Origin of the sequence: Paenibacillus aceris, assembly GCF_017874035.1 — a bacterium.
Classification (GTDB): domain Bacteria; phylum Bacillota; class Bacilli; order Paenibacillales; family NBRC-103111; genus Paenibacillus_E; species Paenibacillus_E aceris.
The window spans coordinates 1-21,938 of sequence record NZ_JAGGKV010000003.1 but is presented as its reverse complement, the minus strand read 5'-3'; the positions used below and the strand labels follow the sequence as shown (position 1 = coordinate 21,938).

Below are 21,938 nucleotides of genomic sequence, written 5' to 3'. Positions count from 1 at the left end.
CGTGCATCTCTCTTATTTCAAAGACGAGCATGGATTGATACTATGAAAGTATGTTTGGATATATGGAATAATTAAGCCTGGAACTAATGTCTGTTCCGGGCCAAAGTTATATGACATAGCAGTCGCTTAAGTTAACATTAGTTGAAGGTTAGGAGGCCAGCGTTGTGTGGAAGATTGCCATCATAGACGATGAACGCCAAGTTCTTCAGGGAATGAAACGAGCCATACCTTGGGATGAACTGGACGCAGAATGGGCTGGGGAAGCGTTGAACGGTGAGGAGGGTTTGGAACTCATTCGATCATCTGCGCCGGATATTGTCATCACAGATATTTATATGCCGGTTATGAACGGCCTTGATATGATTGAACAGTTAAGAAATGAAGGGTATTGCGGAAAAATCATTATTCTGAGCGGCTACCAGGATTTTGAGCACGCGAGGCAAGCACTTCGGTACAATGTCACCGATTATTTATCAAAGCCTATCAGTGTCCCTACGTTGAAAACAATTCTAAATAAAGTCGCGCAGGAGCTGATGGAAGAAGAAGAGAAGCGAATCAAACAGGACGAGCTTCAACAGAAATTGATGATGTACGAGCCATTTATCGAAAAGGAATGGGTGAAGTCGGCTGTCGCCGGCACCTTGGACAGCTCTTATCGCAATGAGGATCGGCTGCCGGAGCCTTACCGCTTTTGGGCCGAGAGCAAACATGTTGTCATTGGCATCGATCTAATTCGTGATGTTCGCACTGCGAACCTGTCGCTGCCTGACTGGAGCTTGTTTCGTTTTGCAATTAGCAATATCGCCTGCGAGATCGCGCGCGAAACGTTTGGTGAGATTGAATATGTGGAACTTCATGGAACACGAGCTGTTCTTATTCTTCATCCGGAGGCCTGCTGCTCGCAGCAAGAGCTGGAAAAGGAGCTTGGCGATCTTGGGATCAGGCTTATTGACTGTATCAAAAGTTATTTGAATCTGGTCATTCGTGTCGGCATCGGAGGCACCAAAGATGATTGGACGGAAATGCCGGATTCGACGGAAGAGGCGTTCCGCGCCATTGATTTGAGAGCTCGGCGTGTTGCTCCGGCCTATGATTTATTTGCCTATAGCGAGGAAATGAGAAGTGATCAGGGGACGATAGTGATCCGGCCGGCCAAGTTTTATTTTGAGTTGGCTGGCGCTATGAAGGCTTCTCAGGAAACTCAGGCTCAGCAGCTTGTGGCCCAATATATCGAACAGCTGAAAGAGCAAAGAGGGATAACGCCGGATTACGTGCAGATGCTGGCCGGAGAGCTGTGGGGGATTTTCGCCTATTGTCTCTATGAGGTTGGTATGGTGCTGGATGACATTTTCCCGAATGACCAGATAGTGAAAGAAATGGTCGGACTGACCTTGCCGGAGCAATTATCGGAATGGCTTACTGCCAAAATATCTGTTATTTTCAACAGCCGGCAGTGGAGAGGAAACAGCAAACACAGACAAGCCGTCGATTTTATGACACAATATATTCATGAGCATTACGCGGATGATATGACACTTGCCGATTTGGCAGATAAGGTGTATATCTCGCGAAATCACTTGTCGATCATTTTCAAAAATATGACAGGCGAAACGTTCAACACCTACTTAACGCGTGTGCGCATTGAAAAAGCAAGAGAACTGCTGCTGGAAAGAAATATGCTCGTCTATGAGGTAGCGGAGCAGGTTGGCTACAAAAACGTGCCCTATTTCAGCACACTTTTCAAGAAATTTACCGGCATGAATCCGACAGAGCTCATTAAATAAAGATAGAAGGAGCGGGAAGAAATGAAAGAACAACTACCAGCAATGATGAAAGCGGCTGTCATGACGAAGCCAGGAACGATCGTGATGGAGGAGCGCCCTGTCCCGCAAGTTGGCGCCAATGAAGTGTTAATCAAAGTGATGGCGGTCGGTGTATGCGGTTCGGACGTTCATTATTTTGAAAATGGCAGAATTGGCCGCTATGTTGTTGAAAAGCCGATTATTCTTGGGCACGAATGCGCCGGAATTATCGCGGCTGTAGGAGCCTCCGTAACGAATGTGAGCCTCGGCGACCGCGTTGCGATCGAGCCCGGCGTGACCTGCGGACACTGTCAGGCTTGTAAGGAAGGCCGTTACAATCTGTGCCCGGATGTGCAGTTCCTGGCGACACCGCCAGTGGACGGCGCTTTCGTCCAGTATATGAAAATCCGCGCGGATATGGTGTTCGCCATTCCGGATCATTTGTCCTTTGAGGCGGCGGCACTGGTCGAGCCGTTCTCGGTCGGCATTCATGCGGCTAAGCGCTGCAGCTTGCAGCCGGGTTCGACGGTTGCCATCATGGGCATGGGCCCAGTCGGCCTAATGGCCGTTGCGGCAGCAAAATCATTCGGTGCAAGCCGGATTATTGTCACCGATCTGGAGCAGGTACGATTGGATGCTGCCAAACGGTTGGGAGCGACGGACGTCATCAACGTCAAAGAAGAAGATGCGGTTCAGCGCATCAAGGAGATGACGGATGGGCTTGGCGTGGATGCCGCTTGGGAGACTGCCGGCAATGCGAGAGCTTTACAATCGGCGCTCTACTCACTGCGCCGAGGCGGCAAGCTTGTGATCGTAGGCTTGCCTGCGCAGGATGAAATTCCGCTGAATGTCCCGTTCATGGCGGACAATGAAATTGATATTTATGGGGTTTTCCGTTATGCAAATACGTATCCGACAGGCATTAAGTTTCTTGCCGGAGACGGGATTGACGCAATGGCGCTTATTACAGACCGCTATCCGCTGGAGCAGACGCAGGACGCATTGGAGCGCGCCATTCATAATAAGAGCGGCAGCCTGAAGGTCATGGTATATCCGAACGAAGTTCTATAAGCCGAGTATGGGGAGGTAGTTAAGTTGAGTCCAGTGAAATTTAGCTTGATCGGTGGTGCCGGTTTTCGGGCGCAATATTTTCTAAGAATTGCTCAGGCACTGCCAGAGCGGTTTGAAATTAGCGGAATGGTTGTAAGGAGCGAGGACAAAGCCAAGGAAATGGAGTCGAAGTGGGGAACGTCGACATACAGAACGCTTGAGCAGCTTCTTGAGAAAGAGCAGCCTGATTTTGTGGTCGTCTCTGTCTCACCTGCGCAAAGTCTGGATTATCTTTTGAAGCTATCAGAACTTGGTATCCCTGTCTTGCTGGAAACACCGCCTGCTCCAGATTTGGCTGGACTCCAGCTTCTGCATGATAAATTAACCCTTCATGGTGCTCGTGTTCAGGTAGCGGAGCAGTACCATTTTCACCCGGTGCAGCAAGCTAGATTGGAGCTTATCCAATCAGGTCGGCTTGGTAAAATTACCGAAACGACTGTATCGATTTCACATTTATATCATGGCGTCAGCTTAATTCGGAAAATGCTCGGGGTGAACTTCGAAGACGTGCGCATTAAGGCGATGCGTTTTGAGTCGGAGTGGGTTCAGGGACCTACACGCAGCGGTCCGCCCACAGAAGATAAACGGATTCCATTGCAGAGGGATTTGGCATGGTTGGACTTCGGGGACCGTCTGGGAATCTATGATTTTACGAAAGACCAGCACCGTTCATGGACACGCTCGAATCATTTATCTGTCAGAGGAGAGCGCGGGGAAATCTTCGATAACCGGGTCCTGATTCAACAGGAATCGTGCACGGAGCTTCGAATGGAGCTGCAGCGTATGAATAAAGGCGAGCTGGAAAATGCAGAAGGGTATTATTTGAAAGGGATTCTTTGCGGAGAACGATGGGTCTACGAGAATCCGTTCGCCCCGGCGAGGTTATACGATGACGAGATTGCCATTGCCGCATGTTTGCAAAAAATGGCGGACTACACGTTTGGCGGACCTAGCTTCTATAGTCTTGAAGAGGCTTCGCAGGACCAGTATATTGGGATGATGATCGAGAAAGCGATTCAAACCGGTGAAACCATCACGACAGAGCGCCAATGCTGGGTGCCCAAATCATAATGGAGGTGCAGCAGGATGCCATCCTATTTTCCGAATGAAGCGAGCTTAGCTTATAAAATGAAAGACAACATCCCGGATACGCTCGAGACGATTGCTAATCGGTACATGGCGAATAATCCGGCTTATCCGTTTCAAATGAGAGCCTTTAGTGAGAACGGTTTCATCCAAACGAAAAAAGGCTTGTACGATCTGGACTTGAGGGCCAAATTTCCGGCAGCTAAGCTGGGACAGTATGGATATGTCTACGCTATGTTATGGAGTGACAGTGGAGCGGATAGTTATCTGTCCATGAGCGTCCAGTCGCCTACCAGCCTCTATCTTAATGGGAAGCAGGTCTACCGTTCGAGTATTGGGGAGGAAAGAGACAGCAGTCTTCGCACAACCGTGGTTCTCCCTTTACTGCAAGGCTGGAACAGCTTTCTTGTCAAAATCCAAAAATCTCCAACGGGTTTCGGATGCAAACTTGGATCGACCAGCAGCAAATGGGCGCCGCTTCATTTCATGTCTCCTTTTGCCGGCAGGCTTGGTCGAGCAGGTTGGATTTATTCGGATTTAAGCGACGTAGATGTATTCCCTGAAGGAAACGAGCTTTCCATTCATCAAATGGAGGAGAGCACGGGAATCCAGTGGCATCCTACGCCAAATGAAGGGGCAGCATTTTTTCAAGATACCGATGGATGCACGCGTCTATTCGGGCAAAGCGGCTCAGGCAGCGTAGCGTACGGATGGTCCAAGCTGTTCATCAGCGAGATCGGCGGGGGTATTTGTACGTTAAGTGGGAAGACATCCGGCGGAATCCGGATTTGGGTCAATGATCATGAACTTCTCAGCCAGCAGGGAAATGGCGATATCCATATCGAATGGAAGGCCTCATATGGTTCCCACGACATTGTGGTGGAATCATGCACTGGCGAACAGCAATGGGGCTTTACGCTTGAAGCCGGGGTAGGCGGGGGACAGCGTGATTTGCTTCTTCCATATCCCGTACAAGGTGCATCCGGTAGTTGGATGTTTCTGGGACCTTTCGATGATTCGCTTCCAGCTCCCCCGAGCGGGATAACCGACTTATCCAAGCTGCATGTTAACCGTGAAGGCGGGGTGTATTGGAAGCTGGAAAGCCCGGGGTTCTGCGTAAGACCTTACTTGGAAAATAAACTTTTTGGAAGATGGAACTATCATCTTGGTGTTACCTTAAACGGACTTCTGCGGACTGCCAAGCTTCTCGGACGGGAAGATGTTCGGAAATATGCGGCGAAACATATCGATCAATGTGTGAATATGTACGAGTACTCGCTTTTTGATCGCGATAAGTATGGGTACCAATCAATCAATCAGCAGCTTGTTGAGCTGGATTCTTTGGATGATTGCGGGGCCTTTGGAGCTGCTATTCTGGAGCTTTATGAGCAGACGCAGAATAGCGCTTATTTGCCGCTTCTTCAAACCATCGCAGCGTATATGAAAAATGAGCAAATCCGAAGAACGGACGGGGCATTTTATCGCGGCGATGATACGATGTGGGCGGATGATTTGTATATGAGTACGCCTTTTCTAGCGGGCTACTATAAGCTATCGGGCGAAACTACATATATCGACGATGCAGCTCAGCAATTTCTTCTTTTTAAAAAGTATCTTTACATGCCAGAACTGCAAATTATGTCCCATGTGTATGATTTCAAACATGAAACGCCTACGTATGTGCCTTGGGGACGCGGAAACGGATGGGTCTTGTTCTCCCTTGCCGAAGTGCTCGAAGCATTGCCGGACGGCCACAAAGATCAGGAGCCGCTGCTGGCATTCTATCGAGAACTGTGCGAAGGCTACCTTCGCTTGCAAGGGCATAACGGATTGTGGCACCAAGTGCTGACAGATGCTGAATCCTATGAGGAAACTTCGTGCACGGCTATGTTTACTTATGGCTTTGCAAAAGGGGTGCGTCATGGATGGTTGTCTGCGCCAGAGCCCTACGCAGCTGCCGTAGACAAAGCTTGGCAGGGTCTGAGCAAACATAGCGTGGACGAGCTTGGCAATGTACACGGCGTGTGCCGTGGGTCGAATTTCTCGTTCTCGGAGGCATATTACAAATTCGACCTGCTCTGGGTCGAAAATGATACGCACGGGACGGGGATCGTCATGTTGGCCGGCGATGAGATAAGAAAAATGCACGACCAATTGGCAAAAGGTGCTTATTTACTTCATACATCGATAACAGGGCAAGAACTCATTCAATCAGTTTAACGTCTACGAAGACTTCGAGGTCCTGCCCGCCGGATCCTCGATAGACGCCTTTGACGGGAACGATATCGTTATAGTCGCGGCCATGCCCTAGCTTGATATAGCGCCAGTTGACCTCGCAGTTGTTGGTGGGGTCATAGCCGAACCAACCGCTGCCTGGGATCAGGCACTCAACCCAGGCATGGGAGGCTTGCGTAAATTCGGCGCTGCCTCCTTGCAAATCGCCGACGAAGTGATAGCCGCTCACGTATCTTGCAGGTATGCCCTTAGCCCGGCAAATGGCGATCATCAAGTGCGAATAGTCCTGACACACGCCTCGTCTAAGCTTCAGCATTTCCCCCACTGTGGTCTGTACGGACGTAGCGGAGGGATCATACGTGAAGTCGCGATGAATCGTTGTATTGATGGTGCTAAGCAAGTCATATAAGGAAACTTGTTGATCGTTAATGGCATCCGAATAGGCTTTGATTTCGTTGGTGAGCCCCGTATAGCCTGTGGGCAGCAGGTATTCTGCATGTTCATTTTGGAAATCATCGCTGAGTCGCTGCGCTTTCTCCTCATAGGGCGAGAGGACTGTACTCGGGATGTTATCGTTATCGTGCGTGACAACGGTGGATTTCATTTTAATCGTCAGCTCGCGATGGATCTTATTGACGGTGAAGGCATGCACGCGGTTATGAAAGTAATCCGAATACGTAAAAAAGGCGGATACAGGCTCGGTCATAATGCTGTGATGGTAGCAGGATTGACGGTTGTCGGTCAGCGGCGTTAGACGAACTTCATTGACACTGTCCTGCGCCGTCTCTGTATAGGAATAGCGTGTGATATGCGTAATCTCCAGCTTCTTCATGCAATGACCTCCTCCCTGGAGGGAAAAAAGACTTTGGACATCCGCATGCCCATTAAGTTGCACGATTCCCGAAGGGCCTGTATCGTCATTTCCAATTTACCGGATAAAATATCATCCTCGTCCATGCAAGCAAGGTTAGCTTTCACTTTCCCTGCGAGCTTGGCGAGTTTGTGTACCGTCATATTCAAATCCGTGTCTTCAAGCTGAATGCTTTTTAACGATTTCTCCAGCGCTTGGAAAGCGTAGCTGATCGATCGCGGGAAAGCCTCATGAAGCATCAGGTACTTGATGATGTTACTTAGGTTTACGGTATCCGCATATTCCCTGCGGAACGATTCATAGCCGCTGACCGATTTCAACACTGAGAGCATAAGCGGGTAAGAAGACATTTCCTCTCTGGCGTAATCCTGGCACAAGGATTGCAGTAAGCGAAGCAAATTTTCCGCTCGCTCCAAATATCGTCCTGCTTCAATGAAATGCCATTCATTCTGGCGCGGCATGACCGAAGTGGCGGCCCCGTGAAACATCGATAAGTTATCACGGATGAAACGGTAAAACAGATGCGGCGAGTCGCTCGTGATATCGCGGACATCTTTTTCTTTTAGCCACAAATATAAACCATTCATAATATCCCACAGCTCGGCGGGCATTTTCTCGCGAATATTGCGGAGATTGGTTCGGGCATGATTGGTGCAAGCTAGCAAAGAGTTCACATTATTTTTATCGAGTGTAATGTACTGGAGGACATGCTGCTCGGTGAAGCTGCTGTAGTGCTCTATGAATGCAGTCCTGTCACCGATCGTATCGATTAACCGGCTCCAAGATTGACCGCTGCTCTCTCGTTCCTCGCGAATATGGTAATACACATCAATTAACCTCGCATGATTCTCTGTTCTTTCCGAATACCGACCGATCCAGAATAATGCTTCCGCTGTTCGTCCCATCATTACCATGTTCGCTGGCCTCCCATCGTTATGTGGATCTCTATGAATTCGTTACCCATGTGTCTTTGCAGCCCCCGCCTTGGGAGGAATTAACAACGAGTGAACCTTCTTTGAGCGCTACCCGTGTGAGTCCGCCGGGAATGACTTGAATCGTTTCACCTGCGATAACGAAGGCCCGAAGATCAATATGCCGCGCTGCCATTTGACCGTCCATCATGACAGGGGCTCTCGACAGCTGGACAGTGGGTTGCGCGATATATCGTTCAGGGTTCGCGATGATCTTCTGCCTGAAATCCGCCAACTCGCTTTCCGAAGCCGAGGGTCCGATGAGCATTCCGTATCCGCCGGAGAGAGACGTTTCTTTGACGACCATGCTGTGCAGATTCTGCAGTACATGATCCCGTTCGTCCGGTCTTGAAAGAATGTATGTCGGCACATTATTCAGGATAGGCTCCTCGTTCAAATAGTAGCGAATCATGTCCGGGACGTACGCATATATGGCTTTATCGTCGGCCACGCCAGTGCCTGGGGCGTTCACAATGTTGATGTTCCCGGCGCGGTAGGCATTCATGATGCCTGAGACACCCAGCAGTGAACTCGGGTCAAAGGCAAGCGGATCTAGAAAATCATCGTCAATTCTGCGGTAAAGTACATCGATTTGGCGAAGTCCTTTGATGCCGCGAATGTACACCTTATGATCGATGACGACGAGATCGTTTCCTTCTACAAGCTCGATCCCCATTTGCTGGGCAAGGAACGTATGTTCGAAGTAAGCTGAATTATAACAGCCTGGGGTTAGAAGCCCGATAACAGGATCTTTTTTCCCGGCGGGACTAAGTCTGCGCAATGCGGATAGAAACACATTTAAGCTATGTTCGATATCTTGGATGGAATGGCTAAAAACAAGCTCGGGGAATAAGTGCGTCATGATGGAACGGCTTTTATATAAGTAGGAAAAACCGGACGGTGAGCGGAGATTATCTTCGAGAACAAAATATTCACCGTGCTCATCGCGAATTAAATCGATGCCTGAAACGGTCACGTACACGTCATTTGGAATGGACAGACGCATCATCTCAGGTCGGAAATAACAGTTGGAGAGCACCATTTTTCTTGGAATAATACCATCCTTGAGGATGCATTGATCATGGTAAATGTCCTTGAGGAACAAATTTAGCGCATGGACGCGCTGCTGAAGACCTTTTTCAAGCTTGAGCCATTCATCCCTTGGGATGATGCGTGGAATTGGATCGAAAGGAATCGTACGTTCAAGCGCCTCATTCTGATCAGGACTGTAGAGTGTGAAAGTAATTCCTTCTTCCATCATCCGTTTCATAGTGGCTGTTTGGCGCTTGTTCAAATTGCCGGCCTTCATTGTCATGAACTGACGGAACACCGTTTGATAATGGGGCCGAACCGAATAGGCGTTCATAAACATTTCATCGTAAAAAGGGTGGGGATCATAGGGGGTGGTGACCAGATTCTCGGGTTTGGACATCGCAGCCTCCTGGTTTCATGACTATGCCTTCGGAAGCTACATGTGGATAAGGGCCCGAAGTAGAAACCAGGCCTCCTTTCTTTCTGATCTTAATACTTAAGTTATGTCAGGAAATATAACGTTCATTGATGGTGAAACCATTTTTTTCTTATATTGTAGATTTTTCAGAAAATTATGTCAATATATCTTACGTAAAATTAATATAACATACTCCCGAATAGGGCAAATTGTATTAAAAATTTGCGACAATTCCCATTTTTATCTTGCTTTACAACAAAAACAGCTATAAAATGTCGAATAAGATAAATGTTAAAAAAAATTCACACCATATGTGAATATAGGGGGATGGGGTATGTTTGATTGGCTTGGATTTGGAAAAGGGATGCCGCTCTGGTGGTCATATCGGCTGAATCGTCATCTCAAGGAAGATGTTGAACATATCTTCGAAGGTATTGCCCATACGCGGACAGAAATTTTGCGAAGCTGGGTAGAGACGTATTGGTGTCATCTTGACAGGCTGCATACGATGTTATCCGAATCAGCATCAGCCTCTTCGCTGTTGTCCCAAGATGCAACGGCTCTTCAAAAAATGCTTGCCGCAACGCTGAAGAGCGGAGCTGACTTTTCGGAGATTTTTATATTAAATGAAAAAGCAGGAGTGGTCTACTCCACGTATTCATCTCATGTCGGGAAGACGTATGTTGCGGGAAGTGTGCTTGCGAAAGGGTTGGAGGAGACCCGCACAGGGAAAAAGTGTTTGTTTGGACCTTTTTCGGACCCGCTGACCGTTCAGATCGGTCCCAGCACATCGGCATTCCACGATGCCATGACGATGGCGTTCATCTTGCCATTGATGGAGAACGGGGAGTGGAAAGGGGTTATCTGCGGACGCGTGCCGAACGACGTGCTCGGGGATCTGATTCAGCGGGAATCCGGACATGTGTATCCAGACTCGGGCGATAACTATTTATTTATGGCAAAGCCGGTATTAAACAAGCAAATCGCTCCGGGTACGGCGTTATCCCGAAGCCGGTTTGAGGATCTGACCTTTACGCACGGAGATAATTTAAAAGACGGTGTACGCACGGATTTCGGTATTGTTGGCGTGAAGGAGCATACAGAGCTTGAGCTTATTTTCACAGATCCGGCGACAGGACAACTTCATCCCGGCGTTGCGGGGACCATTGCCAAAGGAAGTAACCTATTCGTGGAATTTCCGGGTTATTCCGATTACCGGCACATAGCGGTTATCGGGAAAGGGGTTACCTTCCAGCTGCCGCATTGCCCGGATGTTTGGGGGATGATGTGCGAAGGAGATTTGGAAGAAGTATACCGGATTCGCAGTATCGATTGGAAGATGTTCAGTCTGCAGCTCAAATTCATTGTAGGTTTTATATTACTCTCCGGGGGTGGCTTCTGGCTGCTGAGCGGTCATGTTGCGGGTGGAATAGGTGCAGCGATTATGGCAGCTGCCAGCGCTTTATACGGTTGGATTGGTTCCGGTATCATTAGGCGCAAAGGCAGTAAGCCGGTAGTCAAGCAGCTTGCCCAAATCAATAGGTTCATTCGGCTAAATGCAGAAGGCAGCGGAGACTTGACCCAGCGCTTGCACGTGCAGGAGTTTGCAGGGGATGAAACGAGGGAGTTGGCGAAGTGGATCAACAATATGATCGATTCCCTGGAAGGCATCATGCTGCAGGTCAAACAGGCCGCGTCTGAGGTTCAGGTCAGTCAGGATCGGCTCAATGAATCGACAGGTTCCACAGAGCAATCGACGGGTCGCATGAGCACCCAGATACATAATATGATTCGTTCTTTGCGCGGACAGCTCAAGGACATTGACGTCGCTAAGGATGTTACGCAAAATATGAGCGGCACGCTGCGCGAGCTGGAAGAGAAAGCATCCGATCAAATAGCTGTGGCCCAAGATGAAGTGGGGCGCATCGGCGATAAAATGGATCAGATTTCGGCTAAGGTAGCCGAAACGAACAGTACGATCCAAACTTTCCTGCTGACTACGCAAGAAATACCTAAGCTGCTGAAGGTCATTGAAGAAATCTCGGCGCAAACGAATCTTCTCTCCCTGAATGCTTCAATTGAAGCGGCACGCGTAGGCGAGCATGGCAAAGGCTTTGCAGTCGTTGCAGGTGAAATTCGCAAATTGGCCGATCTGACGAAGAAGTCGACCACGGAAATTAACGACACCATTGAGCAGATTGAGCGCCATGCGAACGAAGCCTTCCTTTCGATGGAAGAAGGCACCAAGGTTGTATGGGAAGGGACGCAAATTGTTGCGGCAGCCTCGGAAATTCTAAGCAGCGCGAGCGCCCACGACACCATGAAGACGCAGGTCGTAGAAGAAGTGGTGGCGTTGATGGAAAAGGTTGCTGGCGTGAGCAAGGAAAACCGCCAAATTTCCGCAGAAGTGGAGCAAACCGTGCAAGAGCTGCTGCAGGATATGCTGCATGTGCGCCAAACAACGGGAGATGTCGGGGCGATTACGCAATCCCTGTTCCAGCTCATGAATCAGTTCCAATTAACAGAAAGCCGCATTCGTTAATGGCCTAATCGTTCATTTTTCCTTCGCATGTTAGCTGACCCTTCCTGCATAGAATGATAATGCAGAATGGGCCAGCTTTTTTTGCGTCGGCTTATGATCAAAGTTTTCTGAGGAAAACGCGAAGGAGGATGTGGAATGAACGACCGTTTGAGCATTCAAACGAATAGGGAGTCTATCATGGATCCGGGCTATTTTCCCATGCTCGTAGAGCGCCTGAAGGAGGAACATTTACAGATGCGCGAGCAGCTTGCCGAAATCCGCACGATGGCTGCTTCCTTGTACTCCCTGGAGGATTGCTCAATAGGCATGTGTAAGCTGATTGAACTCCAAGATCTGATTCTTTCTCTGGTGGAGGAGCTGGAACAGCATTCGGAATGGGAGGAGGGGGAGCTGTTTCCTCATCTGCAATCCTATTTGCATCCGACAACCGCGCTGTCTGTTTCTCGCTCTATTACGGTTCTGGAACAGGACCATGACTTGGCTAAAAGGGTTGTGCAAACATTCGTAGACGGCGTGAATGCAATGAAAGTGCCGATAGATGAGGAATTCTTGCATGTGATGGCGTCGGAGCTAATGACGGCCTGCTTAATCCTGCTCAGGCATTTCACTTTGGAGGAGGAGCTTGTTTACCCGCTTGCCGATCGCATTGTAGAGCAATTATCTTAAGTACATAGGAAAAGGGTCTTTGACAAGTCGATTTGACTTGTTGAGGGCTCTTTTTTGACGTTTACGCAGTACGCAATGGTTTAATGGCAACTGAGGGTGCTTATATGCCCGAATGTCCCATTGTGCTGATAATAAGCGTGTGTTGTGGTCTTATCTCAAGTGGTGCCCAGCACAAAAATTAAAAAAAACCGCCCATCTCCTGTTGGAGAGAGCGGTCTGTGCGCAAATATTAAGCCTCGAGCGTGCTAAGCGTCTTCTCTTCGCACTCTTTGGAGCAGAAGCTGTTATGCTCCTCTTCGCAAGCCTCGCAGCATACATGCTTCAGATGGCACAAATCGTTCGCACAGTTGATGTAGCGATCCTCTGGCTTGCCACAATGGTAGCATTTGCCTACGACGATGTCCTCGTCCGTTCGGTTAATAGGAACCGAAATCCGCTCATCGAACACGTAACATTTACCGTCAAAAAGGCGGCCCTTCACGTCTTCATCTTTCCCGTAGGTGACAATGCCGCCATCGAGCTGATAAACCTCTTTGAACCCTTCTTGAATAAGAAAGCCGGACAGCTTCTCGCAGCGGATACCGCCGGTGCAATAAGTGAGAATCGGCTTGTCCTTAAATTCTTGGAGATTGTTGCGAATCCATTCAGGAAATTCGCGCGTCGTTTCGACCTCGGGGCGAATAGCGCCGCGGAAGTGCCCGATTTCGTACTCGTAATGGTTGCGCCCATCCAGGACAATAACATCCTCTTGCTGAAGCTTTTCATAAAAATCTTTCGGCTTCAAATGTGTGCCGGTCAACTCGTTGGGATTCACGTCTTCTTCGAGACGGAAGGTCACGAGCTCCTTTTTTGGACGGACGAACAGCTTTTTGAAAGCATGTTCTTCACTCTCGTCAATTTTGTAGACCATATCTTTAAACAGAGGCATCTGATTCATCATGGCCATGTAGGCATCGGTTTGCTCGATGGTGCCTGACAAGGTTCCGTTGATGCCTTCCGGGGCAATCAGGATACGACCTTTGATGCCGAGCTTTTTGCAATAAGCCAAATGCTCCCGGGCTAATGCTTCATGATCTATCACATTAACGAATTTATAATACAACAAAATGCGGTATGGAGAGCTTTGTATTGTCATTGATTAAACCACCTATACGTATAAAATGCATGCCCCGAACAGACGGAGCCCTATGCATATAGTGACATAAATCCGCACATTTTTCAATCAAGCAGCAATTTTTGGATGGTGTGAAAAACCTCAATGCAAGCCGTCAGCCATTCGGTTGATGCAGCGAACAAAGTGATTCAAGAGCTGGAGAAGCATTCGCAGAGCATCGGTCAAATCTCTACCCTCATCGGTAATATTGCTTCCCAAACGAATCTGCTCGCCTTAAATGCTGCGATTGAGGCGGCGCGTGCCGGCGAGAGCGGCAAAGGCTTTGCGGTCGTAGCCGGGGAGGTTCGCAAACTGGCTTCCCAGACTGATGATTCCGTGCGCAGCATCTCGGATCTCATCTCGAACATTCAAAGAGATTCGGTCCGTGCTGCGGGAGTTATGAACACAGGACTGCAGGAAGTACAGGAAGGGTTGAAAGAAGTAGGCAATGCGGAGATGGCCTTCGGTCAAATCGTATCGGCTTCGCAGGAAGTGGCGAGCAAAATTCAAGAAACCGCCACTGCGGCTCAGCAGATGGCTGCTTCGTCGGAGCAGGTTGCCGCAACGGTAGCAAGTGTCGGTTCTGTTGCACAGCAAACCTCCGGGACCGCGCAGTCCGTAGCTGCTGCTACGGAAGAGCAGCTTGCTTCCACGGTGGAAGAAATTACGGCTTCTGCGAGAAATCTGGCGAGCATTGCCCAAGATTTGCATCAGGCTGTAACGACGTTCCGAATTACTTAAAAAAATAATCCTGCATTCCGACTTTTTCATTCGCTCATGCGTCTTAGTTATCGTGAAGGTTAAAACAACCCAGACGACTTTACCATATTGAATGAGGAGTGACGTGAAATGAGAAAGAATCCTTTTAACATGTTGAAAATAGGTGTACTCGGATGTGCGATGCTGGTCGGTGTGGGCGGGGCAGTCCTGCCATTAGCGGGCCAAGCATCAGCAGAAGTTGTAACAGCTGTGCCGATTAGTGCACCGGTTGCTGCCCAAGCGACACCGGTTCAAATCAAAGAGAAAGTGCTTACCTCCAAGACGGAGAACTTGAAAACGAATGTTAAAGTGCCACAGCTAGCAGGGATGTTGGACGCCAAATACCAGGAGCAGCTGAACGACATTCTGCTGTCTCACGCCAGTAAAGATTTGGAGAACTGGGAGAAAGAAGCAGACCAAGCTGCCGCTGATGCCAAAACCAAAGGGTTTACGTACCGGCCTTATGAATTAACGATTAATTATGCGTTGAAGTCGGATGGCACAGGCAGCCCGTCGGGACTCGTTTCCCTACAGGTTACGACATATGCAGCTACAGGCGGTACCGGCATGCCTCGCGTGGACACCTATAATGTACTAAACCGCGAAGAAGCACAGCGCGTGACCTTGCGCGATTTGCTTGGAGATAACTTTAAGGAAACGGTGGATACTGGGGTCAACGCCGCAATGGACGAACATCCGGAGAATTACTTTAAAGATCAGTTCAAAGGGATCAGGGACGAACAGGGCTTTTATGTGGAAAAAGGAGAAGCGGTCGTCGTATTTCCCAAATATGCGATCGCACCGGGTGCGATGGGATCGCCGGAGTTTCGCTTCCCGCTGCCTGTGGATTTGACGATTCCCGTTAAGTCGGCACAGGACCCGGCACCGGCACCGAGAGTGACCTTGGATTTGGTAGCGGGTGATTCCCAAACGAATTCCGATGGCGTGACGCTGGTGCCACTGCGTAAACTAGCGGAAGGACTTGGCTATGAAGTGACCTGGAACCAAGAGACGTATGCGGCTGAGCTTCACAAAGGGGCGCAGTGGACGAGTGTATCCGTAGGCAAAGACAGCTATATCTATGCGAAAATGGCACCGGTCGCGCTGGGCGCAGCCCCCGTCATTGTCAATGACGTGCTGTATGTGCCGCTTAAATTTGTGTCTGACATTCTGAAGGCTGAAGTAAAAACCGATGATGCCGGCACGTTACACATTGAACAGTAAGATTTCAACACATAAAGCCTCTGGTCCGCCCAAACAATTGGGTGAGCCGGAGGCTTTTCCTATCACATATTTGAAAGCGTTTGCGTATAATATGATATCTCGTAAATTTTTTTTGCGAGTGCCAAAACTTGTAGGAGGTGGAAGATGACCATGTATTTAAAAAATGTGTTGTCGGCGTGCATGGGACTCTGGTTTTTGGTCAGCCCCTGGGTGTTTGGATTTGATACTCAAACGAATGCGCTTTTTGCCTGCGCGCTGTTTGGAGGCTTGCAATTCGTAATATCTTTGCTGGCTCTAGGCAAAAAAGGGAAGCGGGTTTGGCAGAACTGGGTGTGCCTGGCCATCGGGGCTATATTCATTCTCGTTCCCAATGTGTTCCACGTAGTGTTGATGGCCTATTTCTTATTTGTCGTGCTTGGTTTCATAACCATCCTCGTCAATTACGCTAACTTGTATGCCGACGAGCAATGATCGATAATACTGGTGTTATTAGCCAGCTTTTCATGGGAGGAAACATAGAGACATGCTCCGATCTTTAGCATTAATACACAAATATCGAACAGGGAACACTAGAGCTCAATCCCGAGCTGGCTCTGGCGAACCCTGTTTTTGATTATGTTGAGCGTAAGCCTTTAATTGGACAGGCTGGTATTGTCTTTTTGGAAGAAGCGATATGTGTTTTGGGTAAAAAAGATGTTGCAAAAATACTTTAAATATGTCATAATGAAAATATCAAAATGACAATATAAATAATTCGCAATAAAGCGGGTGACACCTTGAATACAGAGAATGAGAGCAACTATAAGGCAAGCAACTATCGCACGCCAGACGGTGCGCCTGCGGATATCGTGATCTTCACCATTACCTCCGAGGAGAAGAGCTCAGTGAAGAAATCGCTCCCGCAAAGGGAGTTACAGGTATTGCTGATTCAAAGAAAGCAGTGGCCGTTCGAAGGCCAATGGGCGCTTCCGGGCGGATTCTCGACGGAATCGGAAACGATTCATGAGAGCGCCCGGCGCGAGTTGACCGAAGAGACGGGCGTTTCGGACGTCCACCTTGAATATTTCAACGTCTACAGCACACCACAGCGCGATCCCCGAGGATGGATCATCTCGCACGCCTTCTTCGCGTTGGTGCATGAGCGCTTCCTAGAGAAGCGCCAGGCCGCGGATGACGCCGCAGATGTCCGGCTGTTCCCTGTAGAGGAGGCGCTCGCGATGGATCTTGCTTTTGATCACGAGATCATCGTTCGTGATGCACTCGCGCAAATTCAAATGAAGATGCTGACGACGACAATTGCCAAACAATTTTTGTCCGTGGAATTCACAATCAGCGAATTGTATCAAGTGATCCAAACGGTCGTCCCGACGTTCAACGAGCCGAATTTTATCCGGAAAATTACATCTACGCAAAGCCGCAAGGGAATTATCGAAGAGGTGCTGGATCACAGCGGACAGGGGAAAATGTCTAACAGGTACTCCCAGCGCGCCGCCCAGCTTTACCGGTTTACCGATTATGTGCCTCAGCTGTCCATTTACAGCTAGGCCTTTCTTTTACATTTTGATATTGTCATATTAATAGTATCGAAACTACACAATGGAGGGTGTTCAGGATGAAAGCATTGATTATTATCGATTACACCGTTGATTTTGTTGACGGGAAGCTTCCTTGCGGAGAGCCGGGCATTGCGATTGAAGCACGGATCTGTGAAATTACCGAGGCGTTCGCCGCCCAGCAGGAATTCGTGGTCATGGCGGTGGACCTTCACGACGAACAAGACCCCTATCATCCGGAAACGAAGCTGTTTCCGCCGCACAATATCCGCGGTACCTCGGGACGCGATTTATATGGCAGGTTGAAGAACGTTCATGAGCGATATGAGAATCAGATTTATTGGATGGACAAAACGAGGTACAGCGCCTTCTGCGGTACGGATTTGGAGCTGAAGCTTAGAGCCAGAGGTATTCTAGAGCTGCACCTGGTTGGCGTGTGTACCGACATTTGCGTGCTGCATACAGCCATGGATGCTTACAATAAGGGCTTCGATATCGTGGTTCATGAGGATGCGGTTGCCAGCTTTAACAAGCAGGGCCATGAGTGGGCTTTGCAGCATTTTAAAGGTACATTAGGGGCTAAAGTTGTTCGCGGTTGGTAGTATGAGATGACGGGGTTAACAGGAATGCTAGTATTATCCAAAAAGAATAAGGAGATGTTCCCCCCATGCCAAATACAAATAACAAACAAGCGGAGATTCAAGCGACATTGCATGTAGAGAGCAGTATTAACGCCGAAAGCGAAATTCAGCGCCGTGTGCAGTTTCTTAAAGCGTATCTTCGTTACACGGGAGCCAAAGGCTACGTGCTTGGCATGTCAGGAGGTCAAGACTCGACATTAGCAGGCAAGTTGGCCCAAATGGCGATCGATGAACTGAATGCGGAAAGCGGCAAGGCTGCCTGTCTGTTTATAGCGGTCAGGCTGCCTTACGGCATCCAAAAGGATGAAGAAGACGCACAAGCGGCGATTCAGTTTATTGCGGCGAGCCGGGTTGTTACAGTGAACATTCAATCTGCTGTGGATGCATCGGTGCGGCAATTTGCAGAAGCGACAGGTGAGGCGTTGAGCGATTTTCATAAAGGTAATGTTAAGGCCCGCGAGCGCATGAAGGTGCAGTATGATTTGGCCGCTCATTATGGGTTGCTGGTTCTGGGGACGGATCACGCCGCCGAGGCGATTACCGGATTTTACACAAAGCACGGGGATGGCGCCTGTGATGTAGCCCCTATTTACGGTCTCGACAAGCGGCAAGGCAAGGAACTGTTGAAGTGGCTGGGCTGCCCGGATCATTTGTATTTGAAAAAGCCGACGGCCGACTTGGAGGATTTGAAGCCGGGTCTTCCGGATGAAGAAGCGCTGGGGGTCAGCTATGTGCAATTGGATGACTATTTGGAAGGCCTCCCCCTCCCTGCTGATGTCGCTCGCAGGATTGAAGAACGCTACGCGATGACTGAACATAAACGCAGAGGACCCGTCACATGCTATGACACTTGGTGGAAAGGATGAAGGGTATGAACTACGAGAATTTGACGCTTCACACGGATAAATATCAAATCAATATGATGTACGCACATTGGCTGCAGGGAACTCATCAACACAAGGCTGTTTTTGAGGTGTATTTCCGAAAACTGCCTTTTGATGGCGGGTACGCGGTTTTCGCCGGTTTGGAGCGGCTCGTCCACTACATTCAACATCTGCATTTCGGGGATGATGAGATTGCCTACCTGCGGGAGCAGGAGGAGCATTACCGCGAGGACTTTCTTGAAGCGTTGCGAGCGTTTAAGTTCAGGGGCGATCTGCAAGCTGTGCCGGAAGGTACGCTGGTTTTCCCGAATGAGCCGCTAGTTCGCGTGGTGGCAAGCATTTTTGAGGCGCAGCTAGTGGAAACGGCGATCCTCAACTTCGTGAACTACCAGACACTCATCGCGACGAAAGCATCGCGATTCAAACAGGTCGCGCCGAACGACATTCTGCTGGAGTTCGGCACGAGACGCGCCCAAGAGGCTGACGCCGCGGTTTGGGGCGCAAGAGCGGCGTACGTCGCGGGTTTCCACGCGACTTCGAACCTGCGGGCCGGGATGCTGTTCGGCATCCCGACGAAGGGCACCCACGCACATGCTTGGGTGCAGGCGCACGACACGGAAGAGGAAGCCTTCCGTGCTTATGCCGAAGCGCTGCCGGAGCAAGTGACGCTGCTCGTTGATACGTACGACACGCTGCGCAGCGGCGTGCCGAACGCCATCAAGACCGCGCGCATGCTGCAGCAGCAGGGCAAGCGCATGAACGCCATTCGCCTCGACAGCGGCGATTTGGCGTATTTATCCCAGCAGGCCAGACATATGCTGGATGAGGCGGGCTTTCCCGAGGTGCAGATCGTCGCCTCGAACGATCTCGACGAGAATATCATCGAGGGGCTGAAAGCCCAAGGTGCGAGAATCGATGTCTGGGGTGTAGGAACCCAGCTCATAACTGCGGCCGACCAGCCTGCATTGGGCGGGGTTTACAAGCTCGTTGCCCGGGAGAAGAACGGCGAATTCGAGCCGGTCATCAAGATTTCGGGCAATCCCGAGAAGGTGTCCAATCCCGGCTTCAAGGAAGCCTACCGGATCATCAACAAGAAAACAGGAAAAGCGGAAGCGGATTACTTGGCTTTGGAGCATGAAGCAGACATTAAGCGTGGTGATCGGATCAAGCTTTTTGATCCCACCCATACGTATATTTACAAATTTATTGAGGACTATGAAGCAGTTCCGCTGCTTAAAGCTATTTTTGCGGGAGGCGAGCTGGTGTATGACTTGCCGACGTTGGATCACATTCGAGCGTATCACGCAGAGCAGATTAGGACGTTTTGGCCGCAGTATCTTCGTAAGCTGAATCCTGAAGGATACCGTGTGAACTTAAGCACAGAGCTATGGGAGCTGAAGATGAATTTGATTCATGCGCACACAATTATGTAATTGGATACCCCTAATGATATGATAGTTATTGAGCGTACTCTTTCAAGAGCCGTCATACCATATTTTTATGATGGAGGTATTAGCTAATGTCAACGCAAGCATTTACACAAGGGGTAGAGCTCAATAATGGTGTTCAGATGCCATGGTTGGGGCTCGGCGTTTGGAAAAGTCAAGAAGGCCAAGAGGTTATCGGCGCTGTGAAAACGGCTCTGCAATTGGGCTACCGCAGCATAGACACTGCAGCCATCTATCAAAATGAAGAAGGCGTTGGTCAGGGACTGCGGGAAAGCGGTGTGTCGCGCGACGAGATTTTCGTCACCACCAAAGTGTGGAATGCAGATCAGGGCTATGAGTCCACCCTCAAAGCTTTCGAAGCAAGCCGCAAGCGGCTCGGTCTCGAGATGATCGATCTGTATTTAGTTCACTGGGCTAAACCGGCGACGTATAGAGAAACATGGAAAGCACTTGTTCACTTATACAAAGAAGGCTACGTGCGTGCCATTGGAGTTAGCAATTTTCAGATTCATCATTTGCAGCATGTGATTGAGGATACGGGTGTCGTGCCTGCTGTGAACCAAGTCGAGTACCATCCGCAGCTGGCGCAAAAAGAACTGCTCGCGTTCACCCGCGATAATAACATTCAGCTGGAAGCTTGGAGTCCGCTGATGCAGGGGAATCTCGATCATCCCGTACTGTCGCAGCTCGCGGCTAAGCATGGAAAATCGGCAGCTCAAATCGTGCTGCGGTGGGACATCCAGAACGGTGTCGTCACGATTCCGAAATCGGTGACGGAGCATCGAATTCGCGAGAATGCGAATATTTTTGATTTTGAGTTGAGCGCAGAGGATATGGCGCTTGTTGATTCGTTAAACCAGAACAAACGGATTGGTCCGGACCCGGACAACGTGACGTTCTGAAAATGAAGAGGAATTGCCGCTGTTTGTTGGCGGGGATTCCTCTTTTTTTTTGTAGGACTTCCGGGCATGTGTGGTTGGTGCTGCTACTCCTGCATACTGCATACTGTCTAGTGGTCTACTGTCTACTGCTCCTGCTACAATCTACTACTGTCTACTCCTGCTGCTCCTGCTGCTCCTGCTACTATCTACCACTGTCTATTGCTGCTCCTAACCCTAGCCTCCCCGTTGGGAGCAGGTGCATATGATAGAGGAACCACAGGGCGCTATTTTGGCGAAATGTGTCCTTGCAGCCGCCGAGGAGGAACTACAGGGGCTTATTTCCCCGAAACACAATGATTTCGCCTGAAATCAGTATAATAAAGGATCGGAGTTCCCCCTAACTCGCATTTATACTGTTTTTGTGCAATTAGCGCCCTGTAGTTCCCTCCACTTGCACCTAACCTAGTTCCGGTCCATTTCAGCGGCACAAGCCTGCCCCTGAGCAAGTACAAGCCTCGGCTCAGGCACTTGAGCTCTCAAGTGCCCACACTCTCAAGTGCCCCTGCGCTCTCAAGTGCTCACGCACTCTCTCAAGTGCTCACGCACTCTCTCAAGTGCTCACGCACTCTCTCAAGTGCTCACGCACTCTCTCAAGTGCTCAC

18 protein-coding genes are annotated in these 21,938 nt (G+C 49.5%); 14 read left to right on the top strand and 4 right to left on the bottom strand.

What is annotated here, in order from left to right:
* Positions 1 to 164 precede the first annotated feature (164 nt).
* From J2Z65_RS06990 to J2Z65_RS06975, 4 genes are read left to right on the top strand one after another with little or no spacing between them, the layout of a single operon-like run.
* Positions 165 to 1,784: a response regulator gene (locus tag J2Z65_RS06990; protein WP_167061502.1), complete on the top strand. Its 1,620-nt coding sequence runs from the start codon at positions 165 to 167 to the stop codon at positions 1,782 to 1,784.
* Positions 1,785 to 1,805: 21 nt separating this feature from the next.
* Complete coding sequence (locus J2Z65_RS06985) at positions 1,806 to 2,873, top strand: NAD(P)-dependent alcohol dehydrogenase (RefSeq protein WP_167061499.1); 1,068 nt, start codon at positions 1,806 to 1,808, stop codon at positions 2,871 to 2,873.
* A 24-nt stretch (positions 2,874 to 2,897) separates the two neighbouring features.
* Positions 2,898 to 3,983 (top strand): Gfo/Idh/MocA family protein, encoded by a 1,086-nt coding sequence (locus J2Z65_RS06980; RefSeq protein WP_167061495.1) that lies wholly within the window; start codon positions 2,898 to 2,900, stop codon positions 3,981 to 3,983.
* A gap of 15 nt (positions 3,984 to 3,998) precedes the next feature.
* Positions 3,999 to 6,218: a glycoside hydrolase family 88/105 protein gene (locus tag J2Z65_RS06975; protein ID WP_167061490.1), complete on the top strand. Its 2,220-nt coding sequence runs from the start codon at positions 3,999 to 4,001 to the stop codon at positions 6,216 to 6,218.
* On the opposite strand, the gene J2Z65_RS06970 is transcribed toward J2Z65_RS06975, so the two are convergent.
* Genes J2Z65_RS06970 through J2Z65_RS06960 form a run of 3 tightly spaced genes read right to left on the bottom strand, consistent with a single transcriptional unit; the run spans position 6,202 to position 9,507 of the window.
* Positions 6,202 to 7,065 (bottom strand): transglutaminase family protein, encoded by an 864-nt coding sequence (locus J2Z65_RS06970; protein ID WP_167061487.1) that lies wholly within the window; start codon positions 7,063 to 7,065, stop codon positions 6,202 to 6,204. The genes J2Z65_RS06975 and J2Z65_RS06970 overlap by 17 nt on opposite strands.
* The gene (locus tag J2Z65_RS06965; protein ID WP_167061485.1) at positions 7,062 to 8,018 is read right to left on the bottom strand and encodes an alpha-E domain-containing protein; all 957 of its coding nucleotides are present in this window, start codon (positions 8,016 to 8,018) and stop codon (positions 7,062 to 7,064) included. Before J2Z65_RS06965 ends, J2Z65_RS06970 begins: the two co-directional genes overlap by 4 nt.
* A 31-nt stretch (positions 8,019 to 8,049) precedes the next feature.
* On the bottom strand, positions 8,050 to 9,507 hold the full coding sequence (locus tag J2Z65_RS06960; protein ID WP_167061482.1) for a circularly permuted type 2 ATP-grasp protein: 1,458 nt from the start codon (positions 9,505 to 9,507) through the stop codon (positions 8,050 to 8,052).
* A 352-nt stretch (positions 9,508 to 9,859) separates the two neighbouring features.
* Here J2Z65_RS06960 and J2Z65_RS06955 point away from each other — a divergent pair, with 352 nt between their 5' ends.
* Positions 9,860 to 12,067: a methyl-accepting chemotaxis protein gene (locus J2Z65_RS06955; protein ID WP_167061479.1), complete on the top strand. Its 2,208-nt coding sequence runs from the start codon at positions 9,860 to 9,862 to the stop codon at positions 12,065 to 12,067.
* A gap of 135 nt (positions 12,068 to 12,202) precedes the next feature.
* Positions 12,203 to 12,733, top strand: a complete 531-nt coding sequence (locus J2Z65_RS06950; RefSeq protein ID WP_167061476.1) for a hemerythrin domain-containing protein — start codon at positions 12,203 to 12,205, stop codon at positions 12,731 to 12,733.
* A gap of 229 nt (positions 12,734 to 12,962) precedes the next feature.
* Here J2Z65_RS06950 and trhO read toward each other — a convergent pair whose 3' ends face one another.
* Entirely contained in the window at positions 12,963 to 13,868 is a 906-nt protein-coding gene (gene trhO, locus J2Z65_RS06945; RefSeq protein ID WP_167061473.1) for an oxygen-dependent tRNA uridine(34) hydroxylase TrhO, read from the bottom strand.
* Positions 13,869 to 13,991: 123 nt separating this feature from the next.
* Here trhO and J2Z65_RS06940 point away from each other — a divergent pair, with 123 nt between their 5' ends.
* The 8 genes from J2Z65_RS06940 to J2Z65_RS06905 all read left to right on the top strand — a co-directional run bounded on the left by J2Z65_RS06940 (position 13,992) and on the right by J2Z65_RS06905 (position 21,297).
* Positions 13,992 to 14,627 (top strand): methyl-accepting chemotaxis protein, encoded by a 636-nt coding sequence (locus J2Z65_RS06940; protein ID WP_167061471.1) that lies wholly within the window; start codon positions 13,992 to 13,994, stop codon positions 14,625 to 14,627.
* A gap of 108 nt (positions 14,628 to 14,735) precedes the next feature.
* The gene (locus J2Z65_RS06935; protein WP_167061468.1) at positions 14,736 to 15,869 is read left to right on the top strand and encodes a stalk domain-containing protein; all 1,134 of its coding nucleotides are present in this window, start codon (positions 14,736 to 14,738) and stop codon (positions 15,867 to 15,869) included.
* A 144-nt stretch (positions 15,870 to 16,013) separates the two neighbouring features.
* Positions 16,014 to 16,340, top strand: a complete 327-nt coding sequence (locus J2Z65_RS06930) for an SPW repeat domain-containing protein (protein WP_167061465.1) — start codon at positions 16,014 to 16,016, stop codon at positions 16,338 to 16,340.
* A gap of 305 nt (positions 16,341 to 16,645) precedes the next feature.
* Complete coding sequence (locus J2Z65_RS06925; RefSeq protein ID WP_167061462.1) at positions 16,646 to 17,413, top strand: NUDIX domain-containing protein; 768 nt, start codon at positions 16,646 to 16,648, stop codon at positions 17,411 to 17,413.
* A 68-nt stretch (positions 17,414 to 17,481) separates the two neighbouring features.
* Positions 17,482 to 18,024: a cysteine hydrolase family protein gene (locus tag J2Z65_RS06920; RefSeq protein WP_167061459.1), complete on the top strand. Its 543-nt coding sequence runs from the start codon at positions 17,482 to 17,484 to the stop codon at positions 18,022 to 18,024.
* 65 nt (positions 18,025 to 18,089) lie between these two features.
* Positions 18,090 to 18,929: an ammonia-dependent NAD(+) synthetase gene (gene nadE, locus J2Z65_RS06915; protein WP_167061456.1), complete on the top strand. Its 840-nt coding sequence runs from the start codon at positions 18,090 to 18,092 to the stop codon at positions 18,927 to 18,929.
* Positions 18,930 to 18,934: 5 nt separating this feature from the next.
* On the top strand, positions 18,935 to 20,380 hold the full coding sequence (locus J2Z65_RS06910; RefSeq protein ID WP_167061453.1) for a nicotinate phosphoribosyltransferase: 1,446 nt from the start codon (positions 18,935 to 18,937) through the stop codon (positions 20,378 to 20,380).
* 86 nt (positions 20,381 to 20,466) lie between these two features.
* Positions 20,467 to 21,297: an aldo/keto reductase gene (locus tag J2Z65_RS06905; RefSeq protein ID WP_167061450.1), complete on the top strand. Its 831-nt coding sequence runs from the start codon at positions 20,467 to 20,469 to the stop codon at positions 21,295 to 21,297.
* Positions 21,298 to 21,938 lie beyond the last annotated feature (641 nt).